The sequence below is a fragment of the Kitasatospora saccharophila genome (assembly GCF_039529925.1).
Lineage (GTDB): Bacteria > Actinomycetota > Actinomycetes > Streptomycetales > Streptomycetaceae > Kitasatospora > Kitasatospora saccharophila.
The window spans coordinates 20,011-35,284 of sequence record NZ_BAAANS010000004.1; the positions used below are offsets into that span (position 1 = coordinate 20,011).

Sequence of the window (15,274 nt, forward strand, 5' to 3'; positions counted from 1 at the left end):
GTGACGCGATACCTCGCGGGGCGGCTCGGCTACTACGCCGCCCTGCTGACCGCAGCGGTGTTCCTCTCGTACGCCCTCACCGGCACCGCGCTCGGCCCCCGCTCCTACTTCGAGGCCAGACAGCCGCGCCCCTCCGCCGCCTCCGTGGACCGGCAGCTGACCGCGCTCAACCTCAACGACCGCACCCCCGTGGTCGAACGCTTCGGCACCTGGGCGAACGGCCTGCTGCACGGCGACCTCGGCCGCACCATCCACGGCACCGCCGTCAACGACGAGTTCGGCCGCCGGATCTGGGTCTCGCTGCGGCTGCTGCTGGTCGGCAGCCTGCTCGGCATGCTGCTCGGCGTCGCCGCCGGGGCCTGGAGCGCGGTGCGCCAGTACCGGCTCTCCGACCGGGCGCTGACCGTGCTCTCCTTCGTGCTGCTCTCCACCCCCGTCTTCCTGCTCGCCCTGCTGCTCAAGAACGGCGCGATCGCCGCCAAGACCGCCGCCGGGCACGAGGTGATCCCGTTCACCGGCTACGAGACGCCCAACCTGGCCGGCGGGATCGGCACCCACCTCGCCGACTGGGGACTGCACCTGCTGCTGCCCACCCTCTCGCTCGCCCTCGGCGGCCTCGCCACCTACAGCCGCTACCAGCGCGCCACCATGCTCGACGTGCTCGGCGCCGACTACCTGCGCACCGCCGAGGCCAAGGGGCTCACCCGCGGCCGCGCCCTGCTCAAGCACGGCCTGCGCACCGCGATCATCCCGATGACCACGATGTTCGCCTACGCCTTCCTCGGCCTGTTCACCGGCGCCGCCTTCACCGAGACCATCTTCGGCTGGCACGGCATGGGCGAGTGGTTCATCCAGGCCGTCAACGAGCAGGACGTCAACTCGGTGGCCGCGGTCAACCTCTTCGCCGCCGTGGTGGTCCTCGCCGCCGGCTTCCTCGCCGACGCCCTGCACGCCGCGCTCGACCCCCGGGTGCGGACCGGATGAGCGCCGAACTCGCCGCCGCCGCCCGGCAACCGGCCGAGGAGCCGGCCGCGCCGCGCGGGCGGGTGCGGCTGGCCGCCGCCCGGCTGAGGGCCTCGCGCGGGGCGGTGCTCGGGCTGGCCGTGCTGGTCCTGCTGTTCCTGCTGGCCTTCGCCGGGCCCTACCTGACGCCCTGGGACTACGCCGCCCCCGACTACGGCAGCCTGCGCCAACCCCCGTCCGGCACGCACTGGTTCGGCACCAACGGGCTCGGCCAGGACGTGTTCGCGCAGACCGTCCGCGGCCTGCAGAAGTCCCTGGTGATCGGACTGCTGGTGGCCGTCCTCTCCACCGGACTGGCCTCGCTGGTCGGCGCCTGCGCCGGGTACTTCGGCGGCTGGACCGACCGGGTGCTGACCTTCCTGGTCGACCTGCTGCTGATCTTCCCCGCCTTCCTGGTGATCGCGGTGCTCTCGCCGCGGCTGCGCGGCAGCGGCTGGATCGCCTTCGTGCTGCTGCTCGCCGTCTTCAACTGGATGGTCACCGCCCGGGTGGTCCGCTCGATGACCCGCTCGCTGCGCGAGCGCGAATTCGTCGCCGCCGCCCGGTACATGGGCGTCGGACCGTTCCGGATCATCTGGCGGCACGTGCTGCCGAACGTCTCCTCCTTCCTGATCATCGACGCCACCGTGACCGTCGGCGGCGCCGTGATGAGCGAGGCCGCCCTCTCCTACTTCGGCTTCGGCGTCCGCCCGCCCGACGTCTCGCTCGGCACCCTGCTGGCCGCCGGAGCCGCCGACGCGCCCGTCTTCCCCTGGCTGTTCTACTTCGCCGCCGGACTGCTCGTGCTGTTCGTGCTCGCCGTCAACCTGGTCGGCGACGGCCTGCGCGACGCCCTCGACCCGACGGCCGCCGCCGGGCGCCACCGCCCCCGCCGCCGTTCCACCACCCCGCCGCGCCGGAGCAGCCCGTGAACACCCCGCCCAGCACCCCGCCCACCACCCCGCTGCTCACCGTCCGCGACCTCACCGTCGACTTCGACGGCCACCCGGCGGTCCGCGGCGTCGACCTCGACCTGCACCGCGGCGAGACGCTCGGCCTGGTCGGCGAGTCCGGCTCCGGCAAGTCCGTCACCGCGCTCGCCGTCCTCGGCCTGCTGCCCGCCACCGCCCGCACCGGCGGCTCCGTCCGGCTGGACGGCCGCGAACTGCTCGGCCTGCCCGCCCGGCAGCTCGCCGCCGTCCGCGGCCGCCGCATCGCCATGGTCTTCCAGGACCCGCTGTCCGCCTTCACCCCCGTCCACCGGATCGGCGACCAGATCGCCGAAGCCGTCCGGATCCACCAGGACGTCGGCCGCGCCGCCGCCCGCAAGCGCGCCGCCGACCTCCTCGACCTGGTCGGCATCCCCGACCCGGCCCGCGCCCTGGACGCCTTCCCGCACGAGTTCTCCGGCGGCATGCGCCAACGCGCCGTGATCGCCATGGCGGTGGCCAACGAACCCGACGTGCTGCTCGCCGACGAACCCACCACCGCCCTCGACGTCACCATCCAGGCCCAGGTCCTCGACGTGCTGCGCACCGCCCGGCGGGAGAGCGGCGCCGCCCTCCTCCTGGTCAGCCACGACCTCGGGGTGATCGCGGGCAGCGCCGACCGGGTCGCCGTCATGTACGCCGGACGGATCGTCGAGACCGCCCCCGTCGACGAACTGTTCGCCGCGCCCCGCCACCCCTACACCCTCGGCCTGATCGGCGCCGTCCCCCGGCTCGACGGCCGCGGCGGCCCGCTCGTCCCGATCCCCGGCCGGCCGCCCGCCGCCGGTGAACCCGCCGGCCCCGGCTGCGCCTTCGCCGACCGCTGCCCGCTCGCCGAGGACCGCTGCCGCACCGCCGAACCCCCGCTGGCCGGCACCGGTGGGCACCGCGCCGCCTGCGTCCGCGCCGACCACCTCGCCGCCACCCGGCCCGCCCCCGCCGAGGTCTACCCCGTCCCGGCCCCGCCCGCCGCCGTCCCCCGCCCGCGCGCCGCCCGCGACAGCGTCCTCGCCGTCCGCGGCCTCACCCGCAGCTTCCCCCGCCGCCGCGGCGGCCTGCTGCGCCGCCGGGCGGGCGAGGTGCACGCCGTCGACGGCGTCGACCTCGACATCCGGCGGGGCGAGACGCTCGGCCTGGTCGGCGAGTCCGGCTCCGGCAAGTCCACCACCCTGTACGAGATCCTGCGGCTGGCGGCCCCGCAGGGCGGCCGGATCGAGCTCCTCGGCCAGGACACCGCCGCCCTCGACCGGGCCGCCGTCCGACGGCTGCGCTCCCGCGTCCAGATCGTCTTCCAGGACCCGGCGGCCTCCCTCGACCCGCGGATGCCGGTCGGCGACGTGCTGGCCGAACCGCTGCTCGCCCGGCGCACCCCCAAGGCCGAGGCCCGCCGCCGCGTCCCCGAACTGCTGCGCCAGGTCGGCCTCGACCCCGCGCACGCCGACCGCTACCCGCACGAGTTCTCCGGCGGCCAGCGCCAGCGGATCTCCATCGCCCGCGCCCTCGCCGTCCGCCCCGACCTGCTGGTGCTGGACGAACCCGTCTCCGCCCTCGACGTCTCGGTCCAGGCCGGCGTGCTCAACCTGCTCCAACGGCTCAAGGCCGAACTCGGGCTGGCCTACCTGTTCGTCTCCCACGACCTGTCGGTGGTGCGCCACCTCGCCGACCGGGTCGCCGTGATGTACCTCGGCCGCACCGTCGAGACCGGCGCCGCCGAGGAGGTCTTCACCCGCCCCCGCCACCCCTACACCCGGGCCCTGCTGGCCGCCGTCCCGCTCCCCGACCCGGCCGCCGAACGGGCCCGCCCCCGCCTGCTGCTGGCGGGCGACCCGCCCTCCCCGGCCGAGCGCCACCCCGGCTGCCCCTTCCGGGCCCGCTGCCCCGTCCACGCCGCCCTCGCCCCCGAGCGGCGCGAGCGCTGCGCCACCGAGGCGCCCGCCGCCCGGCCCGCGGCCCCGGGGACCGACCACACCGCCGCCTGCCACCACCCGGACCACCCGGACCACCCGGACGACCCGGACGACCCGGACCATCCGGGCTGAGGGAACGCGTCGGGCCCCGGGCACCAGCGCCCGGGGCCCGACGGCCGGTCACTTCCCGTAGATCCCGACCTCGTCCAGCGAGTAGCGGTTGTCGGTGCCGCGCGCCAGCATCACCACCCGGACGTGCCGGGCGTCGGTCGGGGTGAAGGAGCGGTTCTCCAGGCCGCCGCCGTCGGTGGTGGTGGAGTAGACGGTCCGCCAGGAGGCGCCGTCGGTGGAGACGTCGATCCGGTAGGCGGTCGCGTACTGGTCGGACCAGTCCAGCACCACCCGGCCGACCTTGCGGACGCCGCCCAGGTCGACGTTCAGCCAGGCGGTGGCCACCGTCTTGGAGGCCCAGCGGGTGCCGGCGTCGCCGTCGACGGCCTGCTTGGGCGGGTAGGCCACCACGATCGCGTCCTGGTAGTCGGAGGCGGTCGCGGTGGCGCCGCGGGCCAGGTTGGTCAGGTCGTCGGTGCGGCGGGCCGGGAACTCCACCACCTGCTGGTAGGTGGGCCGGTTCTGCCAGGCGATCCGCGGGACGGTGATGCCGCCCATCGCCCGGTGCACGATCGAGTCGGCGCACAGCTGGTCGCCCGCCGCGCAGTACTTGTCCGCCGGGTACGTGGTGGTCGCCGGGGTCGCCACCGCCTGGGTCAGCGTGGTCAGCAGCACCTGCCGGCAGGCGCCGAGCGCGCCGCCGCCGCAGTACGCCCGGTCCAGCGGGCCGGAGACCGGCCGGCCGAGCACCGCGCGCAGGTCCTTGTCCACGTACGACCACCAGCCGTGCTGGAAGGACGAGCCCTTGTGTGCCTGGCCCGCCGCGATGTCGTCGCCGCCGGACGTCCCACCCAACTGCCCGCCCGAGGGCGTCTCGTTGATCGGGGCGACGGCGGTCAGCGCCCGCCACGGCCCGTCGCCCAGGCCGGGCCGGAACTCGCCCTCGACCAGCAGCGGCCACCAGGCGTCCAGGATCCGGATCGCCTCCGCGTCGGTGTACACCCCCGCGCCCTTGGTGGCCTCGCGCCGGTGCGAGCCGCCCGCCGCCCAGGCCCGCAGCTTGGTGACCGCGGCGGCCGCGGCCGGGTCGGTGACCGGCGCCGAGTCCAGCACCGCGAGCAGTTCGGGCAGCACCCGATCGGCCCGCAGGTCGACGTTGGCGGCGTCCTCCATCGCCTTGACCAGGTCGGTGCGGGTGACGCCGCCGCGCTGCGTCAGCGCCTTCACCCGGGTGTCCAGCAGGTCGGCCCGGTGGACGGCGCCGTTGCCCCAGGCGGAGGTGAAGCCCGGCGCCTGCTTGTTGTTCCAACTGACGTAGTAGTCCTGGTCGGTGGACTGCGCGTGCCGGGCCGGCGGCTCGACCGCGGAGGTGTTGGCGGCCTTGTCCCAGCCCTGCCAGGTGTAGCCGCCCTGGGCGAGGATCGGCAGGTCCGGGTCGGTGCCGGCGGCGCGCAGCGGCTCGGTGCCGGAGTTGTAGTACGCGGTGTGGTCGGCGTCCGCGTAGAACCAGTTGAAGGTGTAGCCGATGTCCTGCGCGGCGCGCTGGAAGGCCGCCGCCGAGGTGATCGCCGCCGGGTCGTTGAACTGCTGGAAGCCGATCACCGAGTCCACCTCGTGCCGGTAGGTGGAGCGCAGCGCGGTGTACGCCACCGGCCGCCCGCCGACCTTCCCGGTGTGGGTGACCAGGCCGTACGCCGAACGCAGCGTCACCAGGTCGTAGGCGCCCGCCGCGGTGGAGTCCGCGGTGCTCGGCTGCCAGGCGTTGTGCTTGGTCAGCTGCTCGAACGGGGTGCAGACGCCGTCCAGCAGGTAGCCGCGCGAGGAGGTGGACGGCGTGCCGCCGCCCGGCTCGCACAGGTCGACGGCGAAGGTGTCGGTGATGTCCTGGTTGGCGGAGGTCGCGCTCCACGAGTAGTCCAGGCCGCGGCCGATCTCCACGTAGAAGCTCAGCCCCGGGAAGGACGCGCCCCGGCTGCGCAGGCCCGGGCCGTCCAGCTCCTGCACCATCAGGATCTGCGGCGCGTAGTAGCCGGTCTGCGGGCCGTACACGGCGATCGGGTGCCCGGAGGCGGTGTGCGCGCCCGACACCAGCAGGGCGTTCGACATGCCCTTCTTCGCGGTGATCAGGTCGGCGGGCAGCACGCCCTCGGCGCTCGTCGAGGTGCTCGCGGCGCTCGTCGAGGTGCTCGCGACCGCCGCCGTCCCGGTGCCGTTGGCGGTGTGGGGGACCTCGGTGACCGAGCCCGGGTCCGGCAGCGCGGTGCCCACCGGGTTCGCGGGCGAGGCCGCGTACGGGAAGGCGGTGCCGTCGTGCACGGTGGCCGTCGCCTCCGGGTCGTCCTCGGCCCGCCAGGCCGCGTACGCCCGGTCGCCCGCCTCGGTGCCGTACTGCTGGCGCAGCGCGATCCGGGCCAGCGCGTTGCCGACCTCGCCGCCGCCACCGCCGCCGAAGATCGCCCCGATCACCGAGGAGATCGCCACCACGTCGGTGGCCGTGAACGGTTCGATGGTCGAGCCGTGCCCGGTCAGCACGTACTCGCCCGGGTAGTTGTTGGCGGCGACGTCGGCCGCGGCGAAGGCGTTCAGGCCCGCCACGTAGTCCTGCACGTCCTGCCAGGCCTGCGCGCCGCGCGGGCCGGACGCCTTCACCCGGTCGATCTGCTGCTGCAGGTCCGCCTCGGTGTACGGGGCCACCGCCCACAGGCTCTGTTCCAGCGCCCGGTTGCCCGCCGCGCCGCCCGCGAACGAGGACAGCTGCCCGCGGCCCACGTGCCGCAGCACGTCGATCAGCCAGAGCCGGTCCTGCCCGGCCGCGTACCCGGCGCCGAACTCGGTGTCGGAGCGGGTGACGCCCTTGACGTGCGGCGTCCCGGTCGCCTTGTCCCGGGTGATGGTCACCCCGGTGCGCGGCGTGGTGGTGCTCTCCACCTGCCCGGCGGGCACCCCGAACGAGGCGTCGTTGAAGTACGCGGAGAGCTGGTCCGGCGTCAGGCCGCTGTAGTCGTGCAGCAGCGCGTCGTACTCGTCGACCTGGTCCGCCGAGTGCGCCGGCCGGGTGCCCACGCTCTGGTGCAGCAGGATCCCGGCCAGCGTGGCGTGGCCGTTCTCCCCGGCCGTCAGGATGTCCTGGCACTGGCCCAGGCACGGGTCCCCGGCGGTCGGGGCGGGCCCGGCGGCGGCCGCGCCGGCCGGCTGGGCGGTGAGCGCGCCGAGCAGCAGCGCGGCGGAGGAGAGCAGGGCGACGAACGCCGAACGCGTTCGGCGCGGGACGGGAGCAGCGGGCACCTGGGCCTCTTCCTGACAGGGGGTATCGGAAGTCCGGCCGCACGTTAGTCCGCGAAGTGACCCCCGGGTAGGGGGTGCGCGGGCACCGCCACGGAACTGTCATCCGGCTGTCATGAACGCGAGTTGACGGCCCGTCGGGAGGGGCCGGAACGCGCGGGGAGGTGAGCGGGCGGCCGCGGAGCGTCAGGAGCGGGCGGACCCGGACCCGGAGCCGGACCCGGACCCGACCGGGACGGGCCGCCGCTCGGCGAGCAGGCGCAGGGCCGCCTGCGAGGGGGAACCCTCCTCGGCGGTGTACGTCACCAGGGTCTGGTCGGGGTCGCCGGGCAGGGTCAGGCTCTCGTAGGCGACGGTGAACCCGCCGACCGCCGGGTGGCGCAGGCGGTAGCTGCCGTGGGTCTTCTCGCGGATCTCCTGCTGCTCCCACAGCCGCCCGAACTCCGGGCTGGCGTCCGACAGTTCACCGATCAGCGCCGGGTAGGCCGGATCCTCCGGGTGGCGGCCGTGGTCCAGCCGCAGGTAGCCGACGACGTCGCGGGCCTTGGCCTCCCAGTCGACGAAGCGGCCGCGCAACTCCTCGTGGCAGAACACCAGCCACGCCTTGTTCAGCCGCCCGGCGGGCAGCGCGGCGAAGTCGACCATCATCGCGGCCATCGGCGCGTTCCAGGCCAGCACGTCGGTGCGCCGCCCGACCACGTACGCCGGGGTGTGCGGCATCGAGTCCATCAGCCGGCGCAGCCCGGGCCGCACCCGCTGGGCGGGCGCCGGCCGGCCACCCGCGCCGGCCGGGCGCACCAGCCGGTGCAGGTGGCCGGTCTCCACCGCGTCCAGCCGCAGCGCCGAAGCCACCGCGTCCACCACCGCGTCCGAGACGTTCTCCGCCCGGCCCTGCTCGAACCGGGTGTAGTAGTCGACGCTCACCCCCGCCAGCTGCGCCAGCTCCTCACGGCGCAGCCCGGGCACCCGGCGGCGCTCGCCGAAGGACCGCAGCCCCGCCTCCTCCGGCCGGATCCGGGCACGCCGGGACCGCAGGAAGGCACCGAGGTCGGCTCGTCGGTTCATGGCCACGATCCTAGGCGCTGCCCCGTACGGGCCCGGTGCCCGGTGCTCGGCGCCCGGAGCCCGGAGCCCCGCGGAATTCGGCGCGCCGCCGATCCATCCGGATCCGGCCGGGCTCCGAAACCGGTCGTGGACCACCCGCCGGACCGGCGGCGCGGCGGCCGCGGGCGGGAGGGGCACCAGGTGGAGCTGGTCGGTGGCGGTGGCGGTGGCGGTGGCGGTGGCGGACGGGTGTGGGAGCCCTGGGCCGAACTGATGGCCGATCACCGCCCGGTGCTGGTCGCCCCGGCGGCCCCGGGACGCCCCGCCCCCGCCGGCGACGGCTGGAGCGGCCCGGGCGCCCCGCCCGAACTGCGCCGGGACTGGTCCGCGGCCTTCGACGGCACCCGACTGGTCGTCACCCGCCCCGACGGGCAACCCTGGTACGACGGGCCGCTCACGGCCGCCCGCGAATGGGCCCGCGCGCTGCGCGCCCACGGCACCCTGGTCATCGTCACCGGCCCGTTCACCGCCCCCGCCGACCTGCGCCCCGCCGCCGCCGGGGGCCGGCTCTCCACCCTCGCCGTCCCGGCCCGCCTGGTCGACGCCCACCGGCCCCCGCCCGCCGCCGCGGACTGACCGGCCCCGGCGGCGAAGGGGGTTCCGGCAGACCCGGGTTCGGCGGTACCGGGGACGAGCAGGGCCCTGGGTACGGGCGGGGCGGGCCGCGACGATGGGTCGGGCGCCGCCGGACGGACGGCGGCGCACCGCGACCCGAGACCCGAACGCGAGGACCCGCATGACCGCGAACGCCCTGCCCACCACCCCGCTCGGCGGCACCGACCTGCACGTCACCCGGCTCGGCTTCGGCGCCTGGGCGATCGGCGGGAGCGGCTGGAGCTTCTCCTGGGGACCGCAGGACGACGCCGACTCGATCGCCACCGTCCACCGGGCCGTCGCCGCCGGGATCAACTGGATCGACACCGCCCCCGCCTACGGCCTCGGCCACTCCGAGGAGGTCGTCGGCAAGGCCCTCGCCGCCCTCCCGGAAGCCGACCGCCCGTACGTCTTCACCAAGGCCGGCCTGGTCTGGGACGAGCCCGACCCGTTCGCCGCCCCGCGCAAACTGCTCAAGCCCGCCAGCATCCGGGCCGAACTGGAGGGCTCGCTGCGCCGCCTCGGCGTCGAACGGATCGACCTCTACCAGGCGCACTGGCCCGGCGACGGCGCACTGCTCACCTTCGGCCCCGACCAGGACCCGGCGACCACCGCCCGGCACGCCACCGCGCTGGAGGAGTACTGGGCGACGCTGGCCGCACTCAAGGCCGAGGGCAAGGTCCGGGCGATCGCGCTGTCCAACCACGACGCCGCCCAGCTGACCGCCGCCGAAGCGGTCGCGCACGTGGACGCCGTCCAGCCGCAGTTCAGCCTGCTGCACCGGCACGCCGCCCCCGAACTGGCCTGGGCGCACGCCCACGGCACCGGCTCGATCGTCTACCAGCCGCTGCACTCCGGACTGCTGACCGGCACCTTCAGCCCCGAACGGGTCGCGGCCCTGCCCGCCGACGACTGGCGCAAGGGCGCCCCGGACTTCACCACCGCCCTGCCCGCCAACCTCGCCCTGGTCGACGCGCTGCGCCCGATCGCCGAGGCGCACGCCACCACGGTCGCCGCCGTCGCCCTCGCCTGGACGCTGCACTGGCCCGGCGTCACCGGCGCGATCGTCGGCGCCCGCCGCCCCGAACAGGTCGACGGCTGGATCGCCGCCGCCGACCTGAGGCTGACCGGCGACGACCTGGACGCGATCGCCGCCGCGCTCACCGCGACCGGCGCGGGCGGCGGCCCGGTCCGCCCGTGAACCCGGCGGTCGGGGCCGGAGCGCGGGCCCGCCCCGACCCGCTCGGCCCGCGGGCGGCGGTGTCGGCGGTGCGCTGTTGAATGTGCGGCATGACCGCCCGTGAACTGGTGTCCTCGTTGCCCGAACCCGCTGCCCTGCTCGCCCGTTGCCGGGCGATCGCGCTGCTCGACACCATCCTCGACCCGTACGGCCCCATGCACACGTTCGTACCCGGCTGGCGGGACGGCGTGGATCTGGCCTGCATGGACAACGGCTCGGGCGACCAGTACGCGATCGTGTTCGACCCGGCCGGAGTGTTCCTCTACGGCTTCGACCACGAGAGCGACGCCACTCCGTGGCGGGAGCAGGACCGCGCGCACTGGCCCGGCCTGCTCGACGGCCTGCCCACCCCGCTCGCGCACTACCCGGAGGCGCCGGAGTTCCGGTTCGAGGGGTTCTTCGACGCCACGGTGTGCGCCTGGCGCGAGAGCGGTGACACCGGGTGGCGGTGCGGGCCGGTGGAGTTCGCCGACGACGAGTCGGACGGCGCCGACTGGCTGTTCGACCTCGTCGTGGACGGAAGCCCGGAAGCCTACGTGAGCCACACCGAGGAGTACCTCGAACGTTCCGTCGACCGGGACGCGGTGGCGGCGGTCATGGCAGGCGCCCCGCTGACCCGCGGGACGGTCGCCTCGCTCGCCCCCTCCGCAGGCTACGAAGCCGTCGCCGAGCAGGCCCGCAGGCTGGGCTACAGCGTCATGGACTGACCCTGGTCCGACCGCCGCCCCGCCCGCCGGGGACGGACGTGTGCGCGGGGCCGGAGTCGGGGCCCGGGCCGGCCGAGGGCGATGCTCGCCAGGACCAGGGCCATGCCGGCGTACTGGGCCGGGCCCGGGTGCTCGCCGCCCAGGGCCGCGCCGAGCAGGACGCCGGTGACGGGGTTGAGCAGGCCGATCAGGCCGACGGTGGCGGCGGGCAGGCGGCGCAGTCCGGTGAACCAGACCAGGAAGGCCAGCGCGGTGGCGACCAGCGAGCTGTAGCCGAAGGCGAGCACGGCCCCGCCGTCCAGTGCGGGCGGCGGCCCTTCGGCGAGGGCCGCCACCGGTAGCAGGAGCAGTCCGCCGAGCGTCAACTGCCAGGCGGTGGAGGCCAGTACGCCCGGGGTGGCGTCCCCGTCCGGGGTCGGGGCGCCGCCCCCGTCCGGGGTCGGGGTCGTCCAGCGGGCGGTGAGCACGTAGCCGACCGAGGAGACCAGCAGGGCGCCCAGCGCGGCGAGCAGTCCGGCGGGCCCGGCCGGGCCGGTGCCGCCCGCGAGCATCAGGGCCGCGCCGCCGACGCCGACCACGCCGCCCGCGAGTTGGGCGGGCAGCGGGCGCCGGCCGGCCAGCAGCCAGGCGCAGAGCATCAGGGCGAGCGGGGAGAGGGCCATCACCATGGCGGCGGTGCCCGCCGGGAGCCACTGCGAGGCCAGGTAGACCAGGACGAAGAAGGCGGCGGTGTTCAGCGCGCCGAGCACGGCCGAGCGCCACCACCAGGCGCCGCGCGGCAGCCGCCGGGCAGCGGCGAGCAGCAGGAGGCCGGCGGGCAGGGCGCGCAGGACGGCGCCCCAGAGCGGGGCGCCGGCGGGCAGGTAGTGGTGGGTGACGTAGTAGTTGGCGCCCCAGGCGACCGGGGCGAGGGCGGTCAGCGCGCCCCACCGGAGAACAGCTTCCATGGAAGACAATATAGCTTCCATGGAAAACACCGGGCTATGCTGGTGCCATGGAGCAGCCGGCCCAGCGGCCACCCGACCACGTCGCCCGGATCCAGGCCGTCTGGCGCCGCGAACGCCCGGACCTGGACGTCGCCCCGCAGGGCGTGATCGGCCGCCTGCACCGGGTCGCCACCCTGCTCACCCACGAACTGTGCGCCGTCTACGCCCGCTACGACCTGGGCGAGGGCGAGTTCGACGTGCTCGCCGCACTGCGCCGGGCCGGGGCCCCGTACGAGCGCGCCCCCGGCGAACTCGCCGCGCACACCATGGTCACCACCGGGGCCGTCACCAAGCGCATCGACCGCCTGGAACGGGCCGGACTGGTCACCCGCCGCGCCGCCGCCGAGGACCGGCGCGGCCGGGTCGTCGCCCTCACCCCGGCCGGGCGCGAACTGATCGACCGCGCCTTCACCGACCACATCCGCAACGAGCACGAACTCCTGGCCGCCCTCACCCCCGCCGAGGCCGCCCAACTGGAGGCCCTGCTCACCGGCTGGCTGGCCCGGCTCGAACCCGCCGACGGCACCGCGCCCGGAGCTGCGCCCGGTGCCGCGTCGACCGGCTGAGCGCGGTCCGGTCCGAGCGGGCTGAGCGCGTTCCGGCCCGAATCCGCCGAAAAGCCGCGCATGCCCCGGCCGAAACCGGGCAGCCGGACCGCAGAACGACGAACTCCCCTCGACAAGGAGGCAGTTGTGAGCGACGGCATGTGGGGTTACGAGAAGGCCGAGGGCTACAACCCGGGCGTCGACCTGACCGGTTACCGGGTCGAAGCCACCGACGGCCACATCGGCAAGGTCGACAAGCACTCCTACGAGGCCGAGGACGGCTACGTGGTGGTCGACACCGGCCCGTGGATCTTCGGCCGCGAGGTGCTGCTCCCGGCGGGCGTCATCCGGCGCATCGACGAGGAGGCCAAGACCGTCTGGGTCGACCGCCCCAAGGAGGAGATCAAGAGCGCCCCGGAGTACCACCGCGAGTCGCACGCCATGGACAGCGACTACCGGCGCGGCGTCGGCGGCTACTACGGCACCGGCCTGTGACCGGCCCACCAGCTCGGACGCGCCGCAGCGCCCCGTCGGCGGACGGGGCGCTGCGGCGCGTCCGGCGGACCCGGGCGATCCGGGGCGTCGCGTCGCGGCGCGGCCCCGCCGTGGAGCGTCACTCGTTCGGCTGACGGTGCGGCGCGGTGGAGGTTCCCGGCCGGATCGGTCGTACTCGATCTGCCATGGTGGGCGACGGGGCGTCAGACGCCCCCTCACCCGCCAACTCCCGTACCGGGGGCCCCTGGTGCGCGGGCCGCCGCAGTCCGGCCCCGCGCCCGCCCGGTGCGGCGGAAAGGACGTCGAGCGCGATGACCGACGACATCTCCTACGCGAAGATCCACCCCGCCATCGGGCTGGCCCGGCTGGGCAACAGCGCCCACCCCGACGGCTGGTTCTACGGACCCGAGACCCCCGCCCCCGAACCCGTCACCCCCGGCGCCCACAAGGACGACACCGGCGCGATCAAGCGCCAGGCCGCCCGGTTCCGGATCTACGGCTACGACGCCCGGGGCCGGGTGGTGCGCGAACTCACCACCGCCGAGGCCGGGGTGGAGATCGAGTGGGCCGTGCACGTCGCCAACCGGAAGTCCGCCTGGTACAACTTCGACCTGGCCTTCGACATCCCCGACATGCAGGGCATGAAGTCCGCCCGCCGCAACCCCAAGCAGACCGACCGCGCCCGGCTCGTCATCGACCCCGGCCGCAAGACCCTGCGGGCCGGCACCGGCGACCAGGTCGAGTTCACCGGCGGCACCTTCCTCGGCGTCGACGTCCCGCTCGGCCGGATGCACACCGACGACCACGGCCGGCTCGTCCTCCTCGGCGGCACCGGCACCTCCGGCGCCCCGAACGGCGAGGAGCTGCACTCCTTCGGCAACAACGACGGCTGGTACGACGACACTTCGGACGGCCCGGTCACCGCCACCCTCACCCTCGGCGGCCGCAACGTCCCGGTCGAGGGCGCCTGGGTCGCCGTCGCCCCGCCCAACTACGCCCCCGACGTCAAGACCCTGCGCACCCTGTGGGACCTGCTGCACGACCTCTTCCTCCAGCAGGGCACCGTCCCGCCCGACCCCGCGGTCAACTTCGAGCGCGACGTCCTGCCGATCCTCCGGCGCTTCCACGAACTCCAGTGGGTCAACAACGGCTTCGCCGCCCACTACGGCTTCGGCGGCCCCCAGGACTTCCTCGCCCCCGCGATGCTCGCCCGCCTCGGCAGCACCGCCGACCGCAACCGCGAACTGCGCCGCCAGGTCTGGATCGCGATCCGCGACCACGCCCGCGACGGCCTCTCCCCGCAGCCCTGGCCCTGGTTCTACGGCGACGCGATGGCCAGCAGGCCCAAGTCCGCCCTCCAGTACATGACCCTCTCCGACACCCAGATCGCCCACCTCGCCGCCTGGGCCAAGGGCGAGTTCGACACCACCCCCTGGCCCGGCTTCCCGCACCGCCTGGAGGACGCCCCCGTCGCCGACCAGCCCGGCCTGCTCGACCGCGCCGCCCTCGACTTCTGCCTCGCCGACGCCTTCCACCCCGGCTGCGAAGTCACCTGGCCGATCCGCCACACCACCATGTACCAGGAGCCCTACCGCATCCTGCACCGCCCCGACGGCCAGGACGAACCCGACTACGGCCCCGAACTCACCGACCGCCAGGCCCTCGCCGCCGACGGCCCGCTGCACGCCCAGGGCCCCGGCGACCTCACCCGCTGGATGGCCATCCCCTGGCAGACCGACACCGCCAGCTGCCGCTCCGGCTACGAGTCGATCGCCCTGCCCAGCGTCCGCTACGACCCGCACGTCCCCACCTTCTGGCCCGCCCGGGTGCCCAACCACGTGCTCACCGAGGAGGACTTCCGGATCGTCAACAAGGAGGACGGCGGCACCCCCACCGAGGAGGAGCGCGAGGACGCCTTCGCCCGCCGGGCCTCCTGGCTGCGCGGGCTGCGCGGCGAGTACAAGGAGCAGCTCGCCCAGGCGGTGAAGGAGTGGCACGACTTCGGCATCGTCGAGACCCGGCGGTACACCGTCGGCGACGGCCGCTTCCCCGAGGTCCTCCAGGTCGAGTCCACCCCCGGCTTCCCGCTCGAAGGCGTCTCCCCCGACCGCAACCGCGTCACCCTGCACGTCCCCGAGACCACCCTCGACACCGCCCCCCACTCCGGCCTCCTCGCCGCCGCGGCCACCCACACCGGCTACTCCACGGAGGAGATCACCGTCGGCTACATCGACAAGCTGGACCCGTTCGGCGAGGAGTCCGCGAACGGCGGCGGCGCGAAGCCCGTGGACGGGACGGAGTGAGCGCGGCGG

The 15,274-nt window shown here is 75.3% G+C and carries 12 protein-coding genes; 9 read left to right on the forward strand and 3 right to left on the reverse strand.

Annotation, left to right across the window (positions count from 1 at the left end; genetic code table 11):
• From ABD345_RS04365 to ABD345_RS04375, 3 genes are read left to right on the forward strand one after another with little or no spacing between them, the layout of a single operon-like run.
• Positions 1-984, forward strand: a complete 984-nt coding sequence (locus tag ABD345_RS04365) for an ABC transporter permease (protein WP_344550394.1) — start codon at positions 1-3, stop codon at positions 982-984.
• A complete protein-coding gene (locus ABD345_RS04370) occupies positions 981-1,934 on the forward strand; it encodes an ABC transporter permease (RefSeq protein WP_344550395.1) in 954 nt (317 codons plus the stop codon). Before ABD345_RS04365 ends, ABD345_RS04370 begins: the two co-directional genes overlap by 4 nt.
• Complete coding sequence (locus tag ABD345_RS04375) at positions 1,931-4,030, forward strand: dipeptide ABC transporter ATP-binding protein (protein WP_344550396.1); 2,100 nt, start codon at positions 1,931-1,933, stop codon at positions 4,028-4,030. Before ABD345_RS04370 ends, ABD345_RS04375 begins: the two co-directional genes overlap by 4 nt.
• A 48-nt stretch (positions 4,031-4,078) precedes the next feature.
• Here the strand turns inward: ABD345_RS04375 and ABD345_RS04380 are convergent, their stop codons facing one another.
• Together ABD345_RS04380 and ABD345_RS04385 are read right to left on the reverse strand one after the other, a co-directional pair.
• On the reverse strand, positions 4,079-7,294 hold the full coding sequence (locus tag ABD345_RS04380; protein WP_344550397.1) for a penicillin acylase family protein: 3,216 nt from the start codon (positions 7,292-7,294) through the stop codon (positions 4,079-4,081).
• A gap of 183 nt (positions 7,295-7,477) precedes the next feature.
• Positions 7,478-8,356 carry a helix-turn-helix transcriptional regulator gene (locus ABD345_RS04385; protein WP_344550398.1) on the reverse strand — a complete coding sequence of 293 codons (879 nt, stop codon included), beginning with the start codon at positions 8,354-8,356 and terminating at the stop codon, positions 7,478-7,480.
• 126 nt (positions 8,357-8,482) lie between these two features.
• On the opposite strand from ABD345_RS04385, the gene ABD345_RS04390 reads away from it, so the two are divergent.
• From ABD345_RS04390 to ABD345_RS04400, 3 genes are all read left to right on the forward strand, one after another.
• Positions 8,483-8,971 carry a hypothetical protein gene (locus ABD345_RS04390; protein ID WP_344550399.1) on the forward strand — a complete coding sequence of 163 codons (489 nt, stop codon included), beginning with the start codon at positions 8,483-8,485 and terminating at the stop codon, positions 8,969-8,971.
• Positions 8,972-9,131: 160 nt separating this feature from the next.
• Complete coding sequence (locus tag ABD345_RS04395; RefSeq protein WP_344550400.1) at positions 9,132-10,190, forward strand: aldo/keto reductase; 1,059 nt, start codon at positions 9,132-9,134, stop codon at positions 10,188-10,190.
• A gap of 89 nt (positions 10,191-10,279) precedes the next feature.
• Complete coding sequence (locus tag ABD345_RS04400) at positions 10,280-10,936, forward strand: hypothetical protein (protein WP_344550401.1); 657 nt, start codon at positions 10,280-10,282, stop codon at positions 10,934-10,936.
• Here the strand turns inward: ABD345_RS04400 and ABD345_RS04405 are convergent.
• Positions 10,918-11,883 carry a DMT family transporter gene (locus ABD345_RS04405; RefSeq protein ID WP_344550402.1) on the reverse strand — a complete coding sequence of 322 codons (966 nt, stop codon included), beginning with the start codon at positions 11,881-11,883 and terminating at the stop codon, positions 10,918-10,920. The genes ABD345_RS04400 and ABD345_RS04405 overlap by 19 nt on opposite strands.
• Before the next feature lie 47 nt (positions 11,884-11,930).
• Between ABD345_RS04405 and ABD345_RS04410 the strand changes: the two genes are divergently transcribed.
• The 3 genes from ABD345_RS04410 (at position 11,931) to ABD345_RS04420 (ending at position 15,265) form a co-directional block, all read left to right on the forward strand.
• Positions 11,931-12,488, forward strand: coding sequence for a MarR family winged helix-turn-helix transcriptional regulator (locus tag ABD345_RS04410; RefSeq protein ID WP_344550403.1), 558 nt, complete (start codon positions 11,931-11,933; stop codon positions 12,486-12,488).
• 126 nt (positions 12,489-12,614) lie between these two features.
• Entirely contained in the window at positions 12,615-12,962 is a 348-nt protein-coding gene (locus tag ABD345_RS04415; RefSeq protein ID WP_344550404.1) for a PRC-barrel domain containing protein, read from the forward strand.
• 311 nt (positions 12,963-13,273) lie between these two features.
• Positions 13,274-15,265: a LodA/GoxA family CTQ-dependent oxidase gene (locus ABD345_RS04420; protein ID WP_344550405.1), complete on the forward strand. Its 1,992-nt coding sequence runs from the start codon at positions 13,274-13,276 to the stop codon at positions 15,263-15,265.
• The last annotated feature ends 9 nt before the right edge of the window (positions 15,266-15,274 follow it).

Coding starts and splice junctions, on each gene's coding strand:
- ABD345_RS04370 (WP_344550395.1), top strand. CDS start 981: ATGAGCGCCGAACTCGCCGCCGCCGCCCGGCAACCGGCCGAGGAGCCG.
- ABD345_RS04385 (WP_344550398.1), bottom strand. CDS start 8,356: ATGAACCGACGAGCCGACCTCGGTGCCTTCCTGCGGTCCCGGCGTGCC.
- ABD345_RS04395 (WP_344550400.1), top strand. CDS start 9,132: ATGACCGCGAACGCCCTGCCCACCACCCCGCTCGGCGGCACCGACCTG.
- ABD345_RS04400 (WP_344550401.1), top strand. CDS start 10,280: ATGACCGCCCGTGAACTGGTGTCCTCGTTGCCCGAACCCGCTGCCCTG.
- ABD345_RS04405 (WP_344550402.1), bottom strand. CDS start 11,883: ATGGAAGCTGTTCTCCGGTGGGGCGCGCTGACCGCCCTCGCCCCGGTC.
- ABD345_RS04410 (WP_344550403.1), top strand. CDS start 11,931: ATGGAGCAGCCGGCCCAGCGGCCACCCGACCACGTCGCCCGGATCCAG.
- ABD345_RS04420 (WP_344550405.1), top strand. CDS start 13,274: ATGACCGACGACATCTCCTACGCGAAGATCCACCCCGCCATCGGGCTG.